General features: G+C 47.1%; 20 protein-coding genes. 11 read left to right on the top strand and 9 right to left on the bottom strand.

Features of this window, described 5'->3' with window-relative positions; translation table 11 throughout:
• Positions 1-28 precede the first annotated feature (28 nt).
• The 8 genes from fliH to OM978_RS07695 form a co-directional block, all read right to left on the bottom strand.
• Positions 29-832: a flagellar assembly protein FliH gene (gene fliH / locus OM978_RS07730; protein ID WP_264346268.1), complete on the bottom strand. Its 804-nt coding sequence runs from the start codon at positions 830-832 to the stop codon at positions 29-31.
• 22 nt (positions 833-854) lie between these two features.
• Positions 855-1,889, bottom strand: a complete 1,035-nt coding sequence (gene fliG / locus OM978_RS07725; RefSeq protein WP_233008804.1) for a flagellar motor switch protein FliG — start codon at positions 1,887-1,889, stop codon at positions 855-857.
• The gene (gene fliF / locus OM978_RS07720) at positions 1,882-3,600 is read right to left on the bottom strand and encodes a flagellar basal-body MS-ring/collar protein FliF (RefSeq protein WP_264346267.1); all 1,719 of its coding nucleotides are present in this window, start codon (positions 3,598-3,600) and stop codon (positions 1,882-1,884) included. The genes fliG and fliF overlap by 8 nt, the downstream gene beginning before the upstream one ends.
• Before the next feature lie 16 nt (positions 3,601-3,616).
• Positions 3,617-3,958 carry a flagellar hook-basal body complex protein FliE gene (gene fliE, locus OM978_RS07715; protein WP_233008800.1) on the bottom strand — a complete coding sequence of 114 codons (342 nt, stop codon included), beginning with the start codon at positions 3,956-3,958 and terminating at the stop codon, positions 3,617-3,619.
• A 241-nt stretch (positions 3,959-4,199) separates the two neighbouring features.
• Positions 4,200-5,555 (bottom strand): sigma-54-dependent transcriptional regulator, encoded by a 1,356-nt coding sequence (locus tag OM978_RS07710; protein ID WP_264346266.1) that lies wholly within the window; start codon positions 5,553-5,555, stop codon positions 4,200-4,202.
• Positions 5,542-6,678, bottom strand: coding sequence for a sensor histidine kinase (locus OM978_RS07705; protein WP_264346265.1), 1,137 nt, complete (start codon positions 6,676-6,678; stop codon positions 5,542-5,544). The genes OM978_RS07710 and OM978_RS07705 overlap by 14 nt, the downstream gene beginning before the upstream one ends.
• A 122-nt stretch (positions 6,679-6,800) precedes the next feature.
• Positions 6,801-8,252, bottom strand: a complete 1,452-nt coding sequence (locus OM978_RS07700) for a sigma-54 dependent transcriptional regulator (protein ID WP_264346264.1) — start codon at positions 8,250-8,252, stop codon at positions 6,801-6,803.
• 128 nt (positions 8,253-8,380) lie between these two features.
• The gene (locus OM978_RS07695) at positions 8,381-9,178 is read right to left on the bottom strand and encodes a flagellin (RefSeq protein WP_264346263.1); all 798 of its coding nucleotides are present in this window, start codon (positions 9,176-9,178) and stop codon (positions 8,381-8,383) included.
• A gap of 241 nt (positions 9,179-9,419) precedes the next feature.
• Between OM978_RS07695 and pseB the strand changes: the two genes are divergently transcribed.
• The 11 genes from pseB to OM978_RS07640 are packed head-to-tail and all read left to right on the top strand — an operon-like array spanning position 9,420 to position 19,703.
• Positions 9,420-10,421 (top strand): UDP-N-acetylglucosamine 4,6-dehydratase (inverting), encoded by a 1,002-nt coding sequence (gene pseB / locus OM978_RS07690; protein ID WP_264346262.1) that lies wholly within the window; start codon positions 9,420-9,422, stop codon positions 10,419-10,421.
• Positions 10,418-11,569, top strand: coding sequence for a UDP-4-amino-4,6-dideoxy-N-acetyl-beta-L-altrosamine transaminase (pseC, locus tag OM978_RS07685; RefSeq protein WP_264346261.1), 1,152 nt, complete (start codon positions 10,418-10,420; stop codon positions 11,567-11,569). Before pseB ends, pseC begins: the two co-directional genes overlap by 4 nt.
• 3 nt (positions 11,570-11,572) lie before the next feature.
• Entirely contained in the window at positions 11,573-12,268 is a 696-nt protein-coding gene (pseF, locus tag OM978_RS07680) for a pseudaminic acid cytidylyltransferase (RefSeq protein ID WP_264346260.1), read from the top strand.
• Positions 12,265-13,353 (top strand): UDP-2,4-diacetamido-2,4,6-trideoxy-beta-L-altropyranose hydrolase, encoded by a 1,089-nt coding sequence (gene pseG / locus OM978_RS07675; RefSeq protein ID WP_264346259.1) that lies wholly within the window; start codon positions 12,265-12,267, stop codon positions 13,351-13,353. The genes pseF and pseG overlap by 4 nt, the downstream gene beginning before the upstream one ends.
• Positions 13,354-13,379: 26 nt before the next feature.
• Entirely contained in the window at positions 13,380-14,444 is a 1,065-nt protein-coding gene (gene pseI / locus OM978_RS07670) for a pseudaminic acid synthase (RefSeq protein WP_264346258.1), read from the top strand.
• The gene (locus OM978_RS07665) at positions 14,444-15,019 is read left to right on the top strand and encodes a GNAT family N-acetyltransferase (RefSeq protein WP_264346257.1); all 576 of its coding nucleotides are present in this window, start codon (positions 14,444-14,446) and stop codon (positions 15,017-15,019) included. Before pseI ends, OM978_RS07665 begins: the two co-directional genes overlap by 1 nt.
• A gap of 1 nt (position 15,020) precedes the next feature.
• Entirely contained in the window at positions 15,021-15,278 is a 258-nt protein-coding gene (locus OM978_RS07660) for an acyl carrier protein (protein ID WP_264346256.1), read from the top strand.
• Positions 15,279-15,291: 13 nt separating this feature from the next.
• Positions 15,292-16,038, top strand: a complete 747-nt coding sequence (locus tag OM978_RS07655) for an SDR family NAD(P)-dependent oxidoreductase (RefSeq protein WP_264346255.1) — start codon at positions 15,292-15,294, stop codon at positions 16,036-16,038.
• Positions 16,035-17,450 (top strand): AMP-binding protein, encoded by a 1,416-nt coding sequence (locus OM978_RS07650; RefSeq protein WP_264346254.1) that lies wholly within the window; start codon positions 16,035-16,037, stop codon positions 17,448-17,450. Before OM978_RS07655 ends, OM978_RS07650 begins: the two co-directional genes overlap by 4 nt.
• The gene (locus tag OM978_RS07645; protein ID WP_264346253.1) at positions 17,440-18,528 is read left to right on the top strand and encodes an acyl-protein synthetase; all 1,089 of its coding nucleotides are present in this window, start codon (positions 17,440-17,442) and stop codon (positions 18,526-18,528) included. The genes OM978_RS07650 and OM978_RS07645 overlap by 11 nt, the downstream gene beginning before the upstream one ends.
• On the top strand, positions 18,525-19,703 hold the full coding sequence (locus OM978_RS07640; protein WP_264346252.1) for an acyl-CoA reductase: 1,179 nt from the start codon (positions 18,525-18,527) through the stop codon (positions 19,701-19,703). Before OM978_RS07645 ends, OM978_RS07640 begins: the two co-directional genes overlap by 4 nt.
• On the opposite strand, the gene OM978_RS07635 is transcribed toward OM978_RS07640, so the two are convergent.
• The gene (locus tag OM978_RS07635) at positions 19,700-21,106 is read right to left on the bottom strand and encodes a CDP-glycerol glycerophosphotransferase family protein (protein WP_264346251.1); all 1,407 of its coding nucleotides are present in this window, start codon (positions 21,104-21,106) and stop codon (positions 19,700-19,702) included. The two genes, OM978_RS07640 and OM978_RS07635, sit on opposite strands and share 4 nt — an antisense overlap.

Below are 21,106 nucleotides of genomic sequence, written 5' to 3'. Positions count from 1 at the left end.
AAAGCCTGCGATAAAGCAGAACTTGATATTAATCAGGAGAATGCAAGAAATGCTCCAGACTGCTTTGCAATCTGTTTTTAATACTTCTGTCCATCGAAGATAATGGGGTTTCCAGCAGACAACCACCGCGCTCTACCGCCGGATCGGAACGCAGTTGCCAGTGCCGTTCGGCTAGTTGCTCTGCAGTGAAATGCTGCTCAACCACAGCCATATCATCAGGATGAAGCTTGATCAGGATATGTTCGGTTTGCAGTGGCAATACTGCTGTCGCATCGGACAGCGTTTTTAATATCACTTGTGGATTGGTTTTACATTCGACTGCTATTACAGCTTCTGCCATCGCCAGACAAAGCTGTAACAGCTGTTGTTCGACCTGTTGATCAACTTGCAATAAAGGCTGTTGCAGCTGTTCCAACAACGCAGCCAGTTCCAGCTTTTTCTGTTCAATCTCTTCAGTAGCTTGCTCTAAACCCAGTTTTTTACCTTCGGCCTGGCCATGAGCTAAACCATCAGCTGTGCCTTGTTCACGGCCTTCTTCATAACCTTTGGAAAAACCTTCTTCTTTGCCCTGTGCAAAACCTTCATCAAAAGCAGCCTGACGGATTTGTTCAATATCATCCGCCGTCAGAGGCTTAATTTCCAGTTCAGCGTCTTCTTCCACCGCAACAGCTGCAACCTTTTGTGATGGCAGCGTTTTATTCAGCGCATTGGTTTTACCTGCAGGCGCTTTTTTATCTGAATCAAGTTGTGGGCTTGGCCAACGTTTGAGTAACTCCAATAACTCATCCGTTGGCGCAAAAGGTTGTTTGGTACGAAATGGATCCATGGTCATACAGCTTTACTCCGGCATCCTGTTACAGGAAGTCTTCACCACCACCGCCACCCAACATTATTTCACCGGCATCGGCCAGACGACGGGCCACCGACAAGATATCTTTTTGTGCAGCTTCTACTTCACTGACTCGGACTGGTCCCATGGCTTCCAAATCGTCGTTCAACAGTTCGGCAGCACGTTTGGACATATTTTTCAGGATCTTCTCTTTTAAGTCTGCATCCGCGCCTTTTAATGCTTTCATCAAAGCATCCTGCTGCACTTCACGCAGAATAGTCTGAATTGCCCTGTCGTCCACATCCAGCAAGTTTTCAAACACAAACATCAGATCCTGAATTTGTTGCGCCATTTCTTCGTCATGTTCGCGAATAGCATCCATCAACTGACCTTCAACATTGGTATCGAGGTAGTTCATGATATCGGCAGCTGCTTTTAAGCCACCCATTTTCGCTGCCTGAGCACCAGCCTGACCAGCAAACTGTTTCTCCATAATTTCGTTTAATTCTTGTAATGCCGCTGGTTGTACTTCTTCCAGGTTGGCGATACGCATAGTTAAATCTAAGCGCACTTTTTCCGGGAACTGCGACAGGATCTCTGCCGACTGCTCCGGCTCTAAATAAGACAATACAATAGTCTGGATCTGTGGGTGCTCGTTGCGGATGATATTCGCCACCTGCTTCGAGTCCATCCACTTCAGTGAATCCAAACCTTTGGCACCACCACCCAGAATAATCTGGTCGATCAGGTTCGAGGCTTTTTCTTCGCCTAAAGCGGCAGTTAAGGCCCGGCGGATAAAGTCTTCGCTCTGGAAACCTATGGTACTGAAGTTCTGAATTTGCTCAATGAAGAGCTTATGCACCGCAGAAATTTTAGCCTGATTCAGATCGTCAATCTGCGCCATCGCCATACCCACCTTTTGCACTTGTTTTGGCTCAAGGTGTTTTAAAATCTGTGCAGCGTCCTCTTCTGACAAACTCAGCAACAGGATGGCGGCTTTCTCCACGCCATCTAATTTGCCTACGTCAAAGCTCGGCTTGGTGGTTTCAACATTACTCATCTTCGGCTAACCAATTTTTAACGACCAGTGAGGACAATTCAGGTTCATTCGCCACCAGGGCACGAACCGCTTTTAACAGATCTTCATCACCATGCAAGTCTGGCAGCATCAAGGTGCCATCTGCAGCGAAACCTACAGACTTCGAATCAAACTCACGGGTTAACATATCCATGGTTTCATCGCCCAGATCCAGGCCACTGCTTAATGAAGATTCATCATAAGCTTCCTGCGTATCCTCTGGGTAAATCAGTTTCTTCAGCATTGGGCGAACCACAGCCACTATCAGCACTATGATAATCAGCGTACCCATCACCAGCTTCAGCATACGGGCAAACCATTCCTGCTCGTAAATAGGTGGTTCTACAGCTTCCGCCATAATACTGCGGGCAAAAGGCACAGACACTACTTCTATAGTATCGCCCCGTTGCACATCAAAACCAATGCCGCCTTGCAATAAACGACGGATATTTGCAATTTCTGCCTGAGAACGGATTTGTGGTTCAGTGACAGTGCCATCAGTCGCTGTAGCACCAGGTAAATAATCCACTGCAACAGAGACGCTGATACGGCGAATTAAACCTGATTGCTGAGTTGAATGACTGATGGTGGTATCCAGCTCGTAATTGCGGGTCATTTCTTTGGTATTACGGCCAGGCACTACAGGTTTAGCTGCATCGGCGCCAACTGCTTGTTCCGGTATAGCACTGTTTAGTGGTGGCTGATTAGTTAAAGCGCCAGGAATACCACCTAAACCACCACCCACGCTGTTTTCTTCAATGCTCATTTCGCTGCGCACAGCTGGCAAATCCGGGTTAAAGCGTTTTTGCGTTTGCTCAACAGCAGTAAAATCCATCAGTAAATCGACCTGAGCTGTGTAGTTATCTACACCCAGCACAGGAATTAAAATGGAGTCAATTTTCTGACGATATTCTTCTTCACGGGCACGTTCCATTTCGTATTCTTTACGACTACGGGCAGAAGAAGCATCCTGTGAACCGCTATTGAGTAAACGGCCATTTTGATCCGTCACCGTAACACGGCTTGGTTCAAGGCCTTGCACCGCGGAAGCCACTAAATCGACGATGGAATCAACTTCACCTTCTTTTAAACTTTTACCGCCTTTGACAGACACCATCACAGTGGCTGAAGGCTGCTTTTCACGGCGGGCAAAAATATTCTCTTTAGGAATAGCCAGCAACACCCGGGCTGAAGCGATACTTTGGAATTGTTCAATAGTGCGGGCAAGTTGTTGCTCGCGGCTGTGTTTTAACCGCTCCATTTCCAGACGCTGACTGACACCAAAACCGCTGTCTTGCATCAGTATTTCATCGCCTGTCGTTTGTTCTTGTTGCAAACCAGCGCGGGCCAGTTGCAGTTTGATATTCTGGTACTCTTTACCAGACACCATCACCACCTGACCCTCGAGCTTGTAATCAACTTTCTGGCTGTCCAGATAATCCAGAGTTTCAATCAGCTCTTTGGTTTCAAAGGTGCCTAAAGGTCGCATATCAGGCTCACGCGCCCATAAAATAATCAGTACAGCTAATGCAATACAAATGGTTAAAGCGACAATCAGACTGATTTGCCGCACCATATCCATGCCACCGCCCATAGAACCCAGGAAGCCAGATTTCTGCTCCTGTTGCACCGGGGTGTTGCTGCCAAAATCATCTGACGATATTGCCAGCTCAGTTGAGGTACTTTCTGCCACGTTTTATTCCCCCGCCTTAGACCGGCATCGACATAATTTCTTTATAAGCTTCCACCAGCTTGGTTCGCACCTGCACTGTGGCTTCAAAAGCTAAAGAAGCTTTTTGCCCAGCCAGCATGGCCTGAGCCAGCGATACTTTAGGGTCGCCCATTTCAACTGCTGTACTGAGTTCGCGGCTTTCGCCCTGCAAACCATTCACCTTGTCCAAAGCACCTTTGAGCATGGCGGAGAAATCAGATTGACTGGAATTTTGCTCAGGGATAGCCGGAATGGCCAATTCAGAAGGCACACTCCGGGCTTGTGAAGCGAGGGATTGAAGTTCCTGATAAAGACTGTGACCTTGACCTTGAATGTTCATCTGCTGTGACCTGTCAAAATATTGCTATTACTACGATTAATAGAGGTAAAGCAGGTATCGTGCCAGTATTCAGGGTCAGAGCCTTGGCTCTGACCCTATTAGGGTTCAATGCAGGTTGGAATTTATAATTTACATATAAAACAAACACTTAAAGCCAACCAAGGAAGGTTGTACAGGAGCTAAAATTCTGACTTTCACGAAGTAAACCGAAGGTCAGAGCCTTGGCTCTGACCTTTGGAGGTTAGGCAGGTAACTGTATACCGGATTCACGCATCCTTGCCAGTTTGTACCTTAAGGTTCTGGCACTGATGCCAAGCCGTTCAGCCACTTCTTTGCGGCTGTTGGCACAGGCTCGCATAGTTTCCAGAATAATGCGGTGTTCCTGCTCATAGATCTCAGACTTAAAGACACTGACATCCAGCTCGCCTGCCTGAGCCATAGGCGCATCAGGCATGCTATCCATCATATTGGGTGCGGATTCGAGCAGAATATCAGCCGCATTAATTTGTTCGCCGTCACAAATGATCAGCGCACGCTGCACTATGTTATCTAATTCGCGCACATTACCTGGCCAGTAATGCTGCATCAGTTTGTGCTGAGCTGCATAACTTAACATAGGTTGCGGCATACCTGTGCTGCGACAATGTCGTTCTAATAAATGCATAGCCAGCGGCACTATATCAGCCGGACGTTCTGCCAACGCTGTCCAGGTTAGTGGAAACACGTTCAGGCGATAGTACAAGTCTTCACGGAATTTGCCTTCAGCCACAGCCTGCTTTAAATCTCTGTTGCTGGTGGCGATCACCCGTACATCCAGTTTAATGGTTTTGCGCGCACCTAAACGTTCGACTTCACGCTCCTGCAACACCCGCAGTAACTTCGCCTGCAGGTTTAAATCCATTTCACTGATTTCATCGAGTAAAATAGTACCTTGCTGAGCTTGTTCGAACTTGCCGGGACAAGCCTGAATAGCGCCGGTAAAGGCCCCTTTTTCGTAACCAAACAAAGTGGCTTCCAGCATATTTTCCGGAATAGCTGCGCAGTTAATAGCGACAAAAGGACCGTCAGGGCGGCCACTTTGTTGATGGATATAACGTGCCAGTACTTCTTTACCTGACCCACTTGGCCCCAGCACCAGCACATTGGCGTCAGAACGGGCGACTTTCGCCGCCAGTTTGACTAATTGTTTGCCCTGCTCGGAATGCACTACAGGTTCAATAGTGGCGACTTCAGCACCCAAAGCATAACGGCTGACCATATTGATCAGCACTTCAGGTGAAAATGGTTTCGCCAGATAATCCGCAGCGCCGTTACGAATAGCGACCACAGCGTCATTAACGTTGGCGTACGCCGTCATCATCAACACAGGTAAAGAGGGGTAATTCAGCTTCACGGTTTTGAGTAAATCTAAACCTGACATAGTGCCCATTTGCACGTCACTGATCAGCAAAGAGATTTTATGCTCTTTTAACAGCTGCAAGCCCTGCTCAGCACTTTGGGCTGGCACCACCTGATAATTCGCCAGACTCAGCGTGTCACACAATGCTTCGCGTAAGCCGGCATCATCTTCAACGACCAAAATACTAGTTGTTTGCATAACTTAACTCCTGACCTGCAGTGACAGGCACATAGACGGGAAACAATAATTCAAAACGGGCGCCACCCAAAGCTGAAGTACAATAGCGAATAGAGCCGTTATGAGAATGAGCAACAGCCTGTACTACAGCTAATCCAAGGCCAGTGCCCTGACTGCGGGTGGTGAAAAAAGGTTCAAAAATTTGTTGTTGTAAATGCTCTGGTACACCAGGACCATTGTCTTCGACTGCAATCATCACCAGCTGCGGGTTAACAGTATCTAAACGGGCTTCGAGTTTCAGCACTGCACCCTGACCAATCATCTGCATGCTGTTTTGCAGTAAATTCTGAATAGCTCCCGCCAAGCTGCGTGGGTTTCCGAGAATTTGCACATCAGGTTCTGGTAATTGGATCTGGATCTGACTTTGCTGCTGTTCAACCAAAGCTTCTACTCCGGCAAACACATCACTGAGCAGGCGCTGCAAGGATATAGGTTCAACCTGTTGCTCACGGCCTGCACGGGCAAACAACAGCATGTCATTGACTTGCTGTTCTAAATCCACCAGACGGGCCACCAGCTTGTGCTGAAATTGCTCACGTGAGTTTGGATTCAATTTGGGACTAGTGAGATTCTGCGCATACAACAAGGCCGAAGATAAAGGTGTTCGAATTTGATGCGCAAGGGATGCCATCATTTTGCCAAGGGTAGATAAACGCTGCAGATGGGCCAGTCGGCTTTGCAACTGACGGGTTTCCGTCAGATCGGTTAAGACAATTAATTGGCCAGCTTCAGGTTCTAACGAACTGATTGCCAGTTTCACTCTGCGACCATCCAGTAAAGACACTTCCATACCATCATCGCTGCGGGGACGGAATGAGCGCGCTATCACATCCAGCCAGCGCTGACCAACTAAAGGTTCGCCCAACATGGAAATAGCAACAGGATTGGCTTCAGCCACATAACCCCGTTCATCCAGCACTATCACTGCTGTCGGAAGGTTATTGACTAAATGCTGCAGACGACGGGCCTGACGGGCCGTATGAATGGCGGTTGCTGCAGGTGTAGCGGTCTGTGGCTGCACATCTGGCTGCACTTTTGACTGCACTTCTGCCGCAACATAAGCATAAGCTTTGGCTGTACTCATAACGTCTCTGCACATGAATTGACACTAGCGATTCAAATGCACAAGACGTGCCACAATTAAAAACCCTTTTAATAACCTAAAAATCAATAGGTTAACGGGTCATTTTTTTGACAACCAAGCAGTTAAGCCTGATTTTCATCCCGCATTAAATTGTATTTACGCATCTTCTCAACCAGCGTAGTGCGACGCAAACAAAGAATATCGGCCGCTCTTGCCACCACATATTCATGCCGCTCCAGAGCCTGAGTAATTAAAGAAATTTCCAGTTCGGCTAAAAACTCTTTTAAATCCATCCCCTGCTCTGGCAAAACTTCAATACTGCCGGATGTTGGGAATATCAGCTCATCCTCAGAGTCATCTTCATCGTCACTGCTTTGGAACAATTCATTAATAGCATCCCGCTCCAACAGCGCATCCGGATAAACCGGTACATAAGTATCTACTTCGAGGTGTCGATATTTCTGAGGTAGTTCGGCCACATCCACCACCTGATTGGGGAACATAATAGCCATACGTTCAACCAGATTCGCCAGCTCACGCACATTACCAGGCCATGGATGCAGTTTTAAACTCTCCAGCGCCCTTTCGGTAAATTTTACTTTGGCATGACCTTGTTGCTCTGTGCGAACAACCAGCTCCTGCACTAACAAAGGTAAATCATCAGCTCTGTCACGCAGCGCCGGGGTTTCAATAGGAAAGACGTTCAGGCGATAAAATAAATCTTCACGAAAGCGCCCTTCTTCAATCATTTGCTCAAGCGCTCTGTGAGTAGCGGCGATAATACGTACATCAGCACGAATAGGCTGACTGCCCCCTACCCGCTCATAAACCCGCTCTTGCAGCACCCTTAATAACTTGACCTGCATAGGCAATGGCATATCGCCAATTTCGTCCAGAAAAAGAGTACCCCCCTGCGCCAGCTCAAAACGACCTTTGCGGGTAGAAATTGCGCCGGTAAAAGCACCTTTTTCATGGCCAAACAGTTCACTCTCTAACAATTCTGCCGGAATAGCGCCGCAGTTCAGCGGTACAAAAGGACCTTGATGGCGGTTTGATAACACATGAATATTGCGGGCGACCACTTCTTTACCAGTGCCAGAATCACCAAGGATCAGCACATTGGCATCGGTCTTCGCGACTTGCTGAATTAAGAAACGTACTTGTTGCATGGCCTGAGTTTGGCCAACCATACCAATAAAACGGGATTGTTCACACTGACCTTTCTGACCAGGCAATAAACGCTGGTACTCCTGGCAATCACGCAGCAACTGAGTAAAGGAAGCGTAAGAAAAGGGTTCTGTCAGCAGGCCGACCACATTGGCCAAGCCCAAATGATGCTTCAGAGTTTCACCAAGTAACAAAAAGGCACAAGCAGGATAGCGGCGGATCAGCTGTTCATGATCCTGACTGGATAAAGCACCTAATAAAATGACAGCCTGAGAGCCCGCATGTAAATGCTGGTCCAGTTCATGGTAATTCAGCAGTTGATGAGCTTCTGAGATAAAACTCAGCACTGCGCCTAAACGAGAGGTTCGTTGTTCCTGCTGATCCAGAATGTAGAGCTTGGTGGTCATAAGACTCAGACTTTTATTGCTTTTTTATCATTCTACAAAGCTTGTCTGAGGTTGCAAGGTAAAACGCTATTTTTTTGACACTGGTGTCAAAAAAATAGCGTTTTATGGGATGAAAACAGGTTTAGAAATTAAGCGAGTAGCTTTAAAGCTTGTTGTTCAGACACTCGACCCTGGCTAATCACAGAAATAGAAGCTTGTTCACGAACACCGGCAGCCACTTGTTCTGTCACAGCCTTGGCATAATCCAGGTCCTGAATTCGGCTGATGGCTTCTTGCTCGTTCACATTCTGAGTTTGCAGATTACGGGCAGTAGACTGTAAAGCGTTGATGGTAGCGCCTAAATCTGTTCTGTTGTTATCTACCACTTGTGAAGAACTCTGAATGGATTTCAGCGAAGCTTCAGCACTTTCAGCAGAAGATAAGTCGATGCTAAAAGCACCTGAATCCGTTAAGCGAGTCGACAAATCCTGGGTTTTGATACCAATACTGCCATTGCCTGTACCTACAGGAATAGAGCCTTCCTGATCAAATAGCTTGATACCGGCAAATTCAGTATTTTTAATCTGATCCTGAATACTGGCTGAGTAGGCGTCGGCTTGTTTTTGCAATGCCTGACGGTCTGAAGCAGTTAAAATACCACTACCAGCCTGCACAGCTAAACGGCCCATTTCATTCAGATTATCTGTCACGCCCTGCAAGCCCTGATCGGCCACAGTGGCTAAAGAAATACCATCGTACACATTCTGTGTACCCTGAGCAGAAGCATTTGCGCTTTGAGTTAAGCGGTTAGCAATTTGTAATCCGGCAGCATCATCAGCAGCACTATTGATACGACGTGCTGTGGCTAATTTTTTCAGCAGATTTTCAGATTCATTGGAATTGAATTTCAGCTGATTTTCATTGGCAAAGGAGTTACCTATTTTCATACTACTACCTCAGGCTATTCCGAAACGGATTGGCTATATAAAGCAGTCTACCTCAAAATCATCAAAGTGCCCAAGCTTTAAACTGTGCTTTTTTTAGACAATAAAGCTATAACTAGATGATTCTTAGCTAAGCACCTATTTAAAAAGGATTTTTTAATAGTGGAATAAATTATGCTAAGGTTTGTTACAGTGGGTACAGATCCAATATGACTGTCAGTTTTATGACACATCAGGGGCGCTTATGTTTGACGGCAAAAATATCTTTATTACAGGTGGTACTGGCTCTTTTGGCCATAAATACACCCAAACTCTGCTTGAGCGGTACAAACCCAATAAAATTATCATCTATTCCAGAGATGAATTAAAACAATACGAAATGCAGCAGAAGTTTAATGCGCCCTGCATGCGTTATTTTATTGGTGATGTGCGGGATCAGGAACGCTTAATTCGTGCCATGCGTGGTGTAGATTATGTCATTCATGCCGCTGCGCTAAAGCAAGTACCAGCCGCCGAATACAACCCAATGGAATGCATCAAAACCAATATCAATGGTGCAGAGCATGTAATTAATGCTGCTATTGAAAACGGTGTCGAAAAGGTGATTGCGCTGTCGACCGACAAAGCTGCTAACCCTATTAATTTATACGGCGCCACTAAGCTGGCGTCTGACAAGCTTTTTGTTGCAGCCAATAATATCTCCGGTGGTAGTAAACCGCGTTTTTCTGTGGTGCGTTATGGCAATGTGGTCGGTTCCCGTGGATCCGTAGTACCGTTTTTTGAGCAATTAAAACAAAAAGGTACGGATCATATGCCTGTGACTCATCTGGAGATGACCCGGTTTTGGATCAGCCTGCAGCAAGGTGTCGACTTTGTATTAAAGAACTTTGAACGTATGCTGGGCGGTGAAATTTTTGTGCCAAAAATTCCGTCTATCCGTATTGTGGATTTAGCCAAATCCATAGCACCTGACTTGCCAATCAAAGAAGTCGGTATCCGCCCCGGTGAAAAGTTGCATGAAATGATGTGCCCGGGCGATATGTCGTATAACACTTATGAATACGACGATCATTATGTGATTGCACCCTCTATCCAGTTTTATAATCGCGGCAATGACTTCACCGTCAACGCATTAAAAGAAAAGGGTAAACTGGTGCAGCCAGGATTTGAATATGTGTCGGATAAAAACCCGCACTTTTTAACTCTCGAAGAGCTGGAAAGTTTCAACAGAGATGCGATGTTATGATCCCTTATGGCAGACAGTCGATAAGCGATGAGGATATTCAGGCTGTAGTGGATACGCTGAAATCAGATTTTCTGACCCAGGGTCCTGCTGTGCCAGCTTTTGAACAGGCGCTTGCCAGCTATTGCAATGTGCCTTATGCGGTAGCAGTCAATAGTGCCACCTCAGCCTTACATATCGCTTGTCTGGCATTAGATGTGAAAGCAGGTGACCGGGTCTGGACCAGCCCTATCAGTTTTGTCGCGTCCGCCAACTGTGCCTTGTATTGTGGCGCTACTGTCGATTTTGTTGATGTAGAACCAGATACTGGCCTGATGTCTGTCAGAGCCTTAGCAGCAAAACTACAACAAGCAGCGGCCAACAACACCCTACCTAAAGTACTTATTCCAGTGCATTTGGCGGGACACAGTTGCGCTATGCAACAAATTTCGACGCTATGTAAACCCTATGGTATCCGTATTATTGAAGATGCCTCTCATGCCATTGGCGGGCGCTATTTACAGCAAAAGATTGGCAGTTGCCAATTCAGCGATATCACAGTCTTTAGTTTTCATCCGGTAAAAATTATTACTACTGCTGAAGGCGGTGTGGCGCTGACTAAAGATTTGACACTGGCCGCCCGCATGCAGCTATTGCGCAGCCATGGTATTACCCGCAATCCGGACGATATGACCGAAGTCAGCCATGGCCCCTGGTATTATCAGCAGGTCGAACTGGGTCTGAATTACCGTATGACCGACCTTCAAGCCGCCTTGGGTTTAAGTCAGCTGAAACAGCTGGATGCTTTTGTCGCCAAGCGCCTGGAAGCTGTAGCCCGTTACCGCAGTTTATTGCAAAACTTACCACTGGATTTGCCAGAAGAATGCCCGGCAGGACAATCCGCCTGGCATCTGTATATTATTCAATTACATGACGAAAACCGCCGTTTAGCTGTTTTTGAAGCATTGCGCAGCGCTGGGATTGGCGTCAATGTGCATTATATTCCTATCCATACCCAGCCTTATTATCAAAAGCTAGGGTTTCAGTGGGGCGACTTTCCGCAAGCAGAGGCCTTTTACAGCAGAATTATCAGCTTGCCTTTATACGCAGATTTAACAGCAGAGCAGCAACAACAGGTTGCTTTAGCGCTGCAGGACGCTTGCAAGGAGTAACGGATGCGATTAGCCATTATTCCGGCACGCGGCGGCAGTAAACGTATTCCGCGTAAAAACATTAAAGACTTTAATGGCAAAGCTATGATTGGCTGGTCTATTGAAGCCGCTTTGTTATCCGGCGTTTTTGATGAAGTTTGGGTATCGACCGACGATACTGAAATTGCAGCTGTAGCAGAAAATTTTGGCGCTAAAGTGCCCTTTATCCGCCCTGCAGAATTATCAGACGATCACACCGGCACCTCAGCTGTAGTGCGCCATGCGATCGGCTGGGCACTGCAACACCAGTTAAAACCCAAATTAGTGGCCTGTATTTATGCCACAGCTCCTTTGCTTCAGCCACAGATGCTAAAAGAGGCTATGCAGCAGTTGCAACAAGATCCCGCTTTGGATTATGTCTTCTCTGGCTGTCGTTTTAGTTTTCCCATTCAGCGCGCTTTATATAGAACTGAACAAGGCAGAGTCCAGGCTGTAGACCCCTCTTCTATTCCAAAACGCTCACAGGATTTACCTGAAACTTTTCATGATGCCGGCCAGTTTTATTGTGGCCGCACTCAAAGCTGGCTTGATGCAAAAGCAGTGTTTTCGCCAAGCTCTTATTTGTATGAACTGCCGCAGCATCTAGTGCAGGACATTGACACAGCGGACGATTGGCTTCGAGCTGAGCTGTTACATCAACTGCTGTTAAGGCAGCCATGACTGTCAGCAGAACAGCGTTATTTCGGGTCGATGCATCCGCAGTGATTGGTTCAGGCCATCTGATGCGTTGCCTGACTTTAGCTAAGGCTTTGCAGCAATCCAATTGGCAAGTACAGTTTGCTTGCCGGGCACATCCGGGTCATTTAATTCAGTGGCTACAGGATCAGAGTTTTGACGTTATCACACTAAAACAGCCAGCAGACACTAGAGCCACTGGTTATGCCGCCTGGTTGGGCGTAACAGAACAGCAGGATGCAGCGGAGCTTAAAGAACAGCTACAAGCGCCTGTTGATCTGCTGGTGATTGATCACTATGGATTGTCTAAAATATTTGAACAGGCCATGGCAGGATTTTACCGAAAACTTTTGGTGATTGATGATTTGGCCAACAGAGCGCATCAATGCGATTATTTGCTGGATCAAAACCTCTATCCTCAAATGCATAGTCGCTACGACAAGCTAGTCAACAAAGAGGCTCAACTGTGGTTAGGCCCCTCTTATGTGTTGCTACGACCTGAATTTGCAAAGTTTCAGCGCGCAGTGGACACAAATAAGCCGCGGTTTTTAGTCTTTTACGGTGGTACAGACGAGCTGAATTTAACCAGCAGGACTATTAAAGCCTTACAGCAGCTTCAGAAAACTGACTTTCATGCCGATATAGTGATAGGACTAGCCAATCCATACAAAACTGAGCTTGAAAAGCTCTGTGCTGAAGATACTCGTTTTAGCTTGTATATTCAGACACCCCATATGGCAGAATTAATGAGTAAAGCCAGATTAATGATAGGAGCAGGAGGTTCCACTCATTGGGAGCGCTGTGCTTTGGCCCTGCCGGCTTTGGTGGTGACTTTGGCGGAAAATCAAGTCGCCAGCACTTTATCTTTGGTTGAAGCCGGTGTCTGTGGTTATCTTGGACAAGGGCAGGATTTAACAGCAGCTCAATTAACCAGAGCTGTGCAACAGCTGCTGGATAATCCGGAGCAGTTGCAACAAATGTCAGACAAAGCCAGACAACTGGTGCCGCAAGGCGGCGGTTGTGCTGCTATTGTAGAGCGACTTAACACAGAATTTCAGGGTCGGCATTAAGACCGCAGTAGTACAGGAAAACACAGATGAGCAAAGCACCTTTTCAGGATATTCAGTTAGGCCAGCATACAGTAGGTCCTTCTCATCCACCTTTGATTATTGCTGAGCTATCCGGCAATCATGATCAGTCGCTTGATAAAGCGCTGGCGATGATAGATGCAGCTGCAGCAGCAGGCGCTCAGGCCATTAAATTACAAACCTATACAGCAGACACCATGACGCTGGATATAGACACAGGCGAGTTTTATATCGAAGATAAAAACAGCCTGTGGCATGGCACTACCTTGTATAAGCTATACCAGATTGCCTACACGCCATGGGACTGGCATAAAGCTATTTTTGAGCGGGCCAAAAGCCATGGCATACTGGCGTTCAGCACCCCTTTTGATTTAACCGCAGTAGCTTTTTTAGAATCGCTGGATGTGCCTTGTTATAAAATTGCCTCTTTTGAAAATATTGATCATCCACTGTTGGCGGCGGTGGCGAAAACCGGCAAACCCGTGATTATGTCGACCGGCATGGCCAGTCAGTCAGAGCTGGCTGAATCAGTGGAAGTATTAAGAGCAAACGGCTGCAAAGAGCTCATTTTACTCAAATGCACCAGCAACTACCCTGCCCGTCCTGTTGATGCCAATTTACTGACCATTCCACATTTAGCTCAGCTGTTTCAGTGCCAGGCCGGTTTATCGGATCACACCACAGGTATTGGTGTCTCTGTTGCTGCCGTCGCTTTAGGCGCTACTGTGATTGAAAAACACTTTGTTTTGGATAGAAGCGAAGGTGGTGTGGATGCTGAGTTTTCATTAGAGCCAAACGAGCTGAAGCAATTAGTGGAAGAAACGGCCAAAGCGAAAGTGGCTTTAGGTCAGGTCAATTATGGCTGCACCGAAAAAGAAATTGCCTCACGTAAACACCGTCGATCTTTGTATATAGCTGCTGATTTAAAAGCCGGTGAGGTGCTTACCACTGAAAACTTGCGCGCCATCCGACCTGGTTTAGGCTTGCCTCCCAAATATCTGTCGATGCTTTTAGGTAAAACCGTCACTAAAGACGTAGCACGAGGCACCGCCATGAGTTGGGATTTGGTGTAATGCCAGAAGTTCGCTTAACGATGTGGCACACCGATGAAATAGCCGCCTTTAATGTGCAGCTTAAACCTTTGCAGCAGGATGATTTGGCACAAGTGCTGATCTGGCGCAATAGCCCGGAAGTCAGCAGCCAAATGCTGGATCAGAGTGAAATTAGCCCGGAGCGGCAACAAAGCTGGTTTGAACGTATATCTTCTGACCGACGCCAAATGCAGTTTGTGATTTATTATAAAAACCAGAAGGTTGGTGCTTGTAATTTAAAAAGCCCTACAGCTTTGGCTGTGGCAGAATGTGACAGCTTAGAAACAGGCTTTTATTTAGGTGAAGCCAAGTACCGCGGTACTATACTGGCATTTTTTGCAGCCTTAGCGCTGAACCAGTATGCTTTTGAACAGCTTGGCATCAAGCTGTTGAAGGCGCAGGTGAAAAACACGAATAGCGCAGCCTTGCGTTTTAACGAACAATTAGGTTATCAAGCTGATGCAGTTCAGCCTTCAGATGAGATGGTAGCCATGACTTTAGTGCCAAAAGCACACCAGGACGCTGCTGCTAAATTTGCAACTTTTATCCGGAATTAATATGAGCAACGATCTAATTCAAACCAATACCGCCAAACTCACAGCCGCTTTTGCGACAGCTTTAGTAGTGGCCGACACTCAAATCCATGATGATTTAGCCTACAACAGCATAAAAGAGTGGGACTCAACGGCCCATATGCTACTGATTGCCGAGCTGGAAAACGTCTTTGATCTGATGCTGGATACCGACGATATTATTGATATGAGTTCAGTGGCCAAAGCCAAAGCCATACTGGGCAAATACGGAGTCTCGTTCTGATGGCTGCTTGTCAATGATCAGCAAAACGCCTGTTAGCCTTATTACAGGAGCCAGTCGTGGCATAGGCCGCGCAACAGCCATAGCCTTTGCCAAAGCAGGTCACGAACTGATTTTAGTGGCACGTGATGCAAAAGCTTTAGAACAAGTACAGGCAGATTGTCAGGCTTTAGGTGCTTTAGTCTCTATCCATGCTGTGGATTTAACAGACCGAGATGCAGTAACTGCTTTGTTTCGTCTGATCCACACCGTATTACAAGACAAAGGCTTAAGTCATCTGGTGCACTGTGCAGGCCAGATGCAGGATTCGTTATTGGCCATGACCCGCTTAACTGATCTGGACAAGCTGATGGCACTCAATGTGGGTGCTACGGTGCAGCTCTGTCAGCTTGCCAGCAAACTGATGGTACGCCATAAAGCTGGGCACCTATTGTTGTTATCCTCCAAAGTGGCAGAGTCTGGTTCAGCCGGTCAGGCAGTCTATGCTGCCAGTAAAGGTGCGGTATCCTCTTTAGTCAAATCGCTGGCGAAAGAGCTAGGCCCCACAGGTATTCGGGTCAATGCGGTAGCCCCAGGTTTTATCGAAACTGATTTAACAGCACATTACAGCGAAGATAAAAGACAACAACTGACAGCTCAAATCAGCTTACGCCGTTTAGGTCAGGCCGATGAAGTCGCGGCTGTGATCCAGTTTTTATGCTCAAAGGACGCGCGTTACATCACTGGCCATATTCTGGCTGTGGATGGTGGTTTTAGTTTATGAAGGGCCTGAGTTTTGCTCACAGACTAGAGCTATTTGGTGATGCCATTGCGCTTCGTTTACCTGATCACAGCACTATCAGCTACCTGCAGCTGGCAAAACTAGCAGATCAGTACAGCAGCACTTTAAACAAAGTGGTGCCAGCACACTCTTTGCTGGCCTTGCGTTTTAGCTCCACGTTATCTGCAGTAGTGGCTTACCTGGCCGCACTTCGCAGTGGCAAAGCGCTGTTATTACTGGCGCCGGATTTGGCTGATAGCCAAACCTTGGCTTTAGTCGAGCGCTTACATATTGCTGCGGTGATCCAAAGCTCTGGTGAAATTCAGCTGACCTCTAATCAACACAGCGCTTGTCAACAAAAAGTACGGTCCGATTGTGCTTTGTTACTCAGCACCTCAGGCAGTTCCGGCTCGCCTAAATCCGTCATGTTGTCCCTTCAAAATATCGAAGCCAATGCCCGCGCTATTTGTGACTATTTACCGATAGAGAGCACAGATACTGCCATCACTGCCCTGCCGCTGCATTATTCCTATGGCTTGTCGGTGTTGAATAGTCATTTATACCAAGGTGCATCCATCTTACTGACAGAAGCGCCTTTAATGAGCAAAGACTTCTGGCAACAAACCAGAGACTTCAACATAACCAGCTTACAAGGCGTGCCTTTTAGTTATCAGCTGTATCGCCAGTTGCGGCTGGAGCGTATGCCCCGCCCTGCGCTGCGTTATTTGACTCAGGCAGGTGGCAAACTGAACAGCAGCCTGACTGACTATGTGCAGCAACTCTCCAGCACTTTGCAAAAGCCGGTTTATCTGATGTATGGCCAAACCGAAGCCACAGCCCGTATCGCTTATTTGCCGCCGAAACTCATTCAGCAGTATGCCGATTGTATTGGTAAGCCTATTCCCGGAGGCGAATTGCTGCTGCGGGATCCTGGTACGAAAAACCTGATCACCGAAGATCTCACTGAAGGCGAGTTGTGTTACCGTGGCCCCAATGTGATGTTAGGTTATGCCAGCTGTGCTGATGACTTAACAAGTAGCAGTGTGCTCACTGAATTAAGCACTGGTGATTTAGCAGAGCGCCTGCCCAATGGCTTATACCGTATTGTTGGGCGCTTAAGCCGTTTTTTGAAAATTCAGGGCAAACGATTGCAACTGGATCATCTGGAGCAACAACTTTCAGTGTTAACAGACCCTGTCTGTTGCGCTGGTACGGACGACTTGTTAGTAGTGGCTTACACACAACAGGAACCTGCACTGACAGAACAGATACAACAGCTTTTACGCGAACAACTGCAACTGCATCCTGCTTTATACAAAATACTGCAATTGGATGCGTTGCCTGTGCTCTCCAATGGCAAAGCTGATTATCAGGCGCTGTTATTGCTTGCAACGGAGAGTTCGCATGCTAATTGAGCGTGAGCCTTATAACCTGAACGCGGCCGAAAAACAGCCGTTGCTGATGATGGAACTAAAACAACTGACACAACATCATCAACAACACTGCCAGCCCTACCAGCAATTGCTGCAAGCTCAGTGGCCAGATGTATTACAAACCTCATCAAACAGCACTGAACAACTGCCTTATCTGGCGGTACGGCTGTTTAAGCAGTTAAAACTGCAATCCGTGCCTGATGCAGATGTATTTAAAGTGCTGTATTCCAGTGGCACCACTGGCACACCGTCCCGTATTGTGCTCGACAGCACCACAGCAGCCATGCAGTCAAAAATTCTGGTGAAAATCATGCAGCACTGGCTGGGTAAAGCCCGTTTGCCGATGCTGATTATTGACCATCCTGGCGTGATTAAAGATCGCAGTAACTTCTCTGCCCGTGGTGCTGGTATTCAGGGCTTGTCCTTTATGGGCCGTAATCATTGTTATGCATTAAATGATGATATGAGCATTAACTTTGAAGCTGTCGAGCAGTTTTGCCAGCAGTTTGGCGATGGCCCGGTGTTTGTATTTGGTTTTACTTTTATGGTCTGGCAGTTTTTTATTCAAGAGCTGCAAAAGCAGAACAAAACTATTTCCTTGCCACAAGCCTTACTGCTACACAGCGGTGGCTGGAAAAAGCTGCAGGAAAAAGCCGTCGACAATACTACTTTTAAACAACAGGTACTGGCTTTAACCGGTATTAGCAAAGTGCATAATTTTTATGGCATGGTGGAGCAAGTCGGCGCTATTTTTGTTGAATGCGAACAAGGCCATCTGCATTGCCCCAGTTATGCCGATGTATTAGTTCGTGCGCCTGGCAGCTGGCAAACAGCTGCTTTGGGAGAAGAAGGCGTATTGCAGTTGATATCCACCCTGCCACGCAGTTATCCGGGCCATAGTTTATTGTCCGAAGACCGTGCCGTGCTGTTGGGTGAAGATAACTGCCCTTGTGGACGTATGGGCAAATATTTCCATATTTTAGGCCGCTTGCCTCAGGCTGAAGCACGGGGTTGCAGCGATACATTTTCTCCATCAGCCAAAGAGCGAACCACGCCATGAGCTGGATCATTTTAAACCCGCCCACTACGAAAGCCGAACTGCAGCAGCCTTTTGCTGAACAGGATTTTGCCTATTGTCAGGCCTTGTCTGAAGCTTTATTAAAAGCGCCACAAAGCCGGGATTTTCCGGATTTAATAGCTTTGGGTTTCTGGTTACGGCAGGCGAATTTAAAGCCTTTACTGGCTCCTTATCAGCATTCAGAGCAGTTTATCCGCCAGCCTTTAGGTTTGGTGTTTCATAGTGCGCCCGCCAATGTGGATAGCTTATTTGTTTACTCCGGTATTTTAAGTTTGCTCTGTGGCAATAAAAACCTTATTCGTTTATCCAGCCGCAGTGGTGGCAGCACTGCGGTATTAATAGAAAAAATTCGAGCTCTTGCCGAAACATTCCCACAGCAAAATGCCCGTTTTCAGCTGATGCAATGCGACTACAACAGTGCTGAATTAAAAGCCCTGATAAATACAGTAGATGGCAGGGTGTTATGGGGCTCGGATCAAGCGATCCAGGCGCAGCGCCAGTTAGTGATGCCTGCCCATGCCCGCGAGCTGAGTTTTGGCCATAAATTCTCTTTATGTTTGTTAGGCGCAGAGCAAGTACTTGCGGCAGGTGAAGCAGAGTTCCAGCAATTGGTTCAGTTGTTTTACCGCGACCAACTCACCTTTGCCCAGCAAGGCTGCTCGTCGGCCAAAGCCGTTTTATGGTTGGGTGAAACTGGACAAGTACAACAAGCACAACAGCGGTTTTGGCCAGCCTTAACAGAGCTTATTCAGCACAAGCAGCCACTCACTAGCAGTGAACAGTATCAGGCCTTAGCGACGGCACAGCAGCTGATTATGAGCAGTGAACAACAGCTGATGCTGACGCAACAACAAAGCATTTCCCGTCTTGCCGTGGCTTCGTTAGAACCAGCTTTTATCCACCAACATCAGGGCTGTGGTTTATTTTTGGAGCTACAACTTTCACATCTTGCGCAATTAAACTCAATGCTGACTCAGGCACATCAAACCTTAACGGTTTGGGGTGTAGAGCCCAGCGCATTAAAAAACTGGTTGATGACTGCACATACAGGAATTGATCGGGTGATGCCTGTTGGACAAGCACTCAGCTTTAACCCGGACTGGGATGGCGTGAATTTAATAGAGCAGTTTAGCCGTAAGGTGGCCTGTTCTTTTTAAGACTGCAGCTTAAGTTGCTCTACATACTCAATAAGCGCAGGACAAGATTCTGTATTGACCATACTGAACTTGTGCTGCAGTGCCTGACGTTTTTCGGCAAAACGGTCAGAGGCTAAATCCAGTGCCATTTGCTCTAACAACTGCTCAAAAGTCTCAGCCACACTTCCAGCAATAAAGTCTTCTTTCGCAACCGCAAACTGGCCACGCACTTTGGCGTATTGCTCTATATCGTACATAAAATGCAGCACTGGCTTATTACAGAGCAAAAAATCAAAAGCCACAGACGAATAGTCGGTGATCAGCACATCTGCATCCGCCAACCAGGGATAGACATTAAAACGCCCCGGATAATGAAAAATCCGGTCACAACCCTCTTGCTGGCGCAGTTCGTCAAATGGTGCAAGAAAGGGATGGGTTTTCATCACAAAAATAGCATCGTGCGCAACCAAAAACTGCTGTAACTCGGGCCAATTGATTGGGTGCTCGTTCTGGCCGTTATCACGATAAGTGGGCATAAACACAATCAATTTTTTACCCGAGCGCAGCTGCTGTAATTGAGACTGCGGTAAAGCGTTATGCCAGCAACGTTCAACTGGTGCCTGCAGCAAGGCATCGTTACGCGGGTAGCCAAAATCCAGATAGCGCCTGGCTTTAAACATGCCGGGAAAAATATGCTGATTAAACCAGTTGGAGCTGGAGATAAAAGCTTCATCCAGAATATGCGGAAAATGTTTATTGCCAGCCAAATGCTTAAATGGCAAACCATGCCACAGCTGCACCACTTTGGCCCGGGTGCGGATATGGTTAAACAGCGGATCAGTGGATTCATGATCCAGCACCAGCACTTTGGCTCTTTGGAGTAGCCACCTTACTTGCCATGGCGCATCGATTTGCGCCGGATGGAAAGTCCGCTGTGCATCTTTTACCACTAAATACACTGTCTTGTTCTGCTTGTGATGTTCAGCAAAAGCCACCAGCACATTACTGTCGACATATTTTTCAGCGTAATAAACAATATGACGCTTGGGCAGCACGTCCAAAAGTGCAGCGAAGCAGCTCTGTAAAAAAGGTTTAATTTTGTCCAGCACAGCGTCGGTTTTGCAAGGCTCAAACTGCAGCGGCTCCAGGCTTTTGCAGCACCATATTTTTCTGGCAAAAAAACCGTTTTGTACCATGCCTTGCGCAATTTTTTGCTGAAAGTCACTGACGGCAATCAGCACTGCGTCGTGTGGTTTGCTGTGAGAGACATGATTACAGACATCAGGCCCCTGCTTCAGGTTATCCACCATACCAAGCACAACAGCACCTTGCTGTTGCAGCAAAAGAGCAAGGTTTCTGCCTGCAGGATTATCCGGCGCCACATAAAGGCGCTGCCCCTGCCAGTCTTTCGCTTCACGCAGCAT

It is taken from the genome of Rheinheimera sp. MM224 (assembly GCF_947090785.1).
Lineage (GTDB): Bacteria > Pseudomonadota > Gammaproteobacteria > Enterobacterales > Alteromonadaceae > Pararheinheimera.
Note: the sequence above shows the minus strand (reverse complement) of the source record. Positions and strands in the feature narration are given on the sequence as shown.

Bases quoted from the DNA above. Each gene is read 5' to 3' on its own strand.
- pseI (WP_264346258.1), top strand. From the start codon at position 13,380: ATGAGCAAAGCACCTTTTCAGGATATTCAGTTAGGCCAGCATACAGTA.
- OM978_RS07640 (WP_264346252.1), top strand. From the start codon at position 18,525: ATGAGCTGGATCATTTTAAACCCGCCCACTACGAAAGCCGAACTGCAG.
- pseB (WP_264346262.1), top strand. From the start codon at position 9,420: ATGTTTGACGGCAAAAATATCTTTATTACAGGTGGTACTGGCTCTTTT.
- OM978_RS07705 (WP_264346265.1), bottom strand. From the start codon at position 6,678: ATGAGTACAGCCAAAGCTTATGCTTATGTTGCGGCAGAAGTGCAGTCA.
- OM978_RS07660 (WP_264346256.1), top strand. From the start codon at position 15,021: ATGAGCAACGATCTAATTCAAACCAATACCGCCAAACTCACAGCCGCT.
- pseC (WP_264346261.1), top strand. From the start codon at position 10,418: ATGATCCCTTATGGCAGACAGTCGATAAGCGATGAGGATATTCAGGCT.
- OM978_RS07645 (WP_264346253.1), top strand. From the start codon at position 17,440: ATGCTAATTGAGCGTGAGCCTTATAACCTGAACGCGGCCGAAAAACAG.
- OM978_RS07655 (WP_264346255.1), top strand. From the start codon at position 15,292: ATGATCAGCAAAACGCCTGTTAGCCTTATTACAGGAGCCAGTCGTGGC.
- pseF (WP_264346260.1), top strand. From the start codon at position 11,573: ATGCGATTAGCCATTATTCCGGCACGCGGCGGCAGTAAACGTATTCCG.
- OM978_RS07650 (WP_264346254.1), top strand. From the start codon at position 16,035: ATGAAGGGCCTGAGTTTTGCTCACAGACTAGAGCTATTTGGTGATGCC.
- fliG (WP_233008804.1), bottom strand. From the start codon at position 1,889: ATGAGTAATGTTGAAACCACCAAGCCGAGCTTTGACGTAGGCAAATTA.
- OM978_RS07635 (WP_264346251.1), bottom strand. From the start codon at position 21,106: ATGCTGCGTGAAGCGAAAGACTGGCAGGGGCAGCGCCTTTATGTGGCG.
- fliE (WP_233008800.1), bottom strand. From the start codon at position 3,958: ATGAACATTCAAGGTCAAGGTCACAGTCTTTATCAGGAACTTCAATCC.
- OM978_RS07700 (WP_264346264.1), bottom strand. From the start codon at position 8,252: ATGACCACCAAGCTCTACATTCTGGATCAGCAGGAACAACGAACCTCT.
- OM978_RS07695 (WP_264346263.1), bottom strand. From the start codon at position 9,178: ATGAAAATAGGTAACTCCTTTGCCAATGAAAATCAGCTGAAATTCAAT.
- OM978_RS07710 (WP_264346266.1), bottom strand. From the start codon at position 5,555: ATGCAAACAACTAGTATTTTGGTCGTTGAAGATGATGCCGGCTTACGC.
- fliH (WP_264346268.1), bottom strand. From the start codon at position 832: ATGACCATGGATCCATTTCGTACCAAACAACCTTTTGCGCCAACGGAT.
- OM978_RS07665 (WP_264346257.1), top strand. From the start codon at position 14,444: ATGCCAGAAGTTCGCTTAACGATGTGGCACACCGATGAAATAGCCGCC.
- pseG (WP_264346259.1), top strand. From the start codon at position 12,265: ATGACTGTCAGCAGAACAGCGTTATTTCGGGTCGATGCATCCGCAGTG.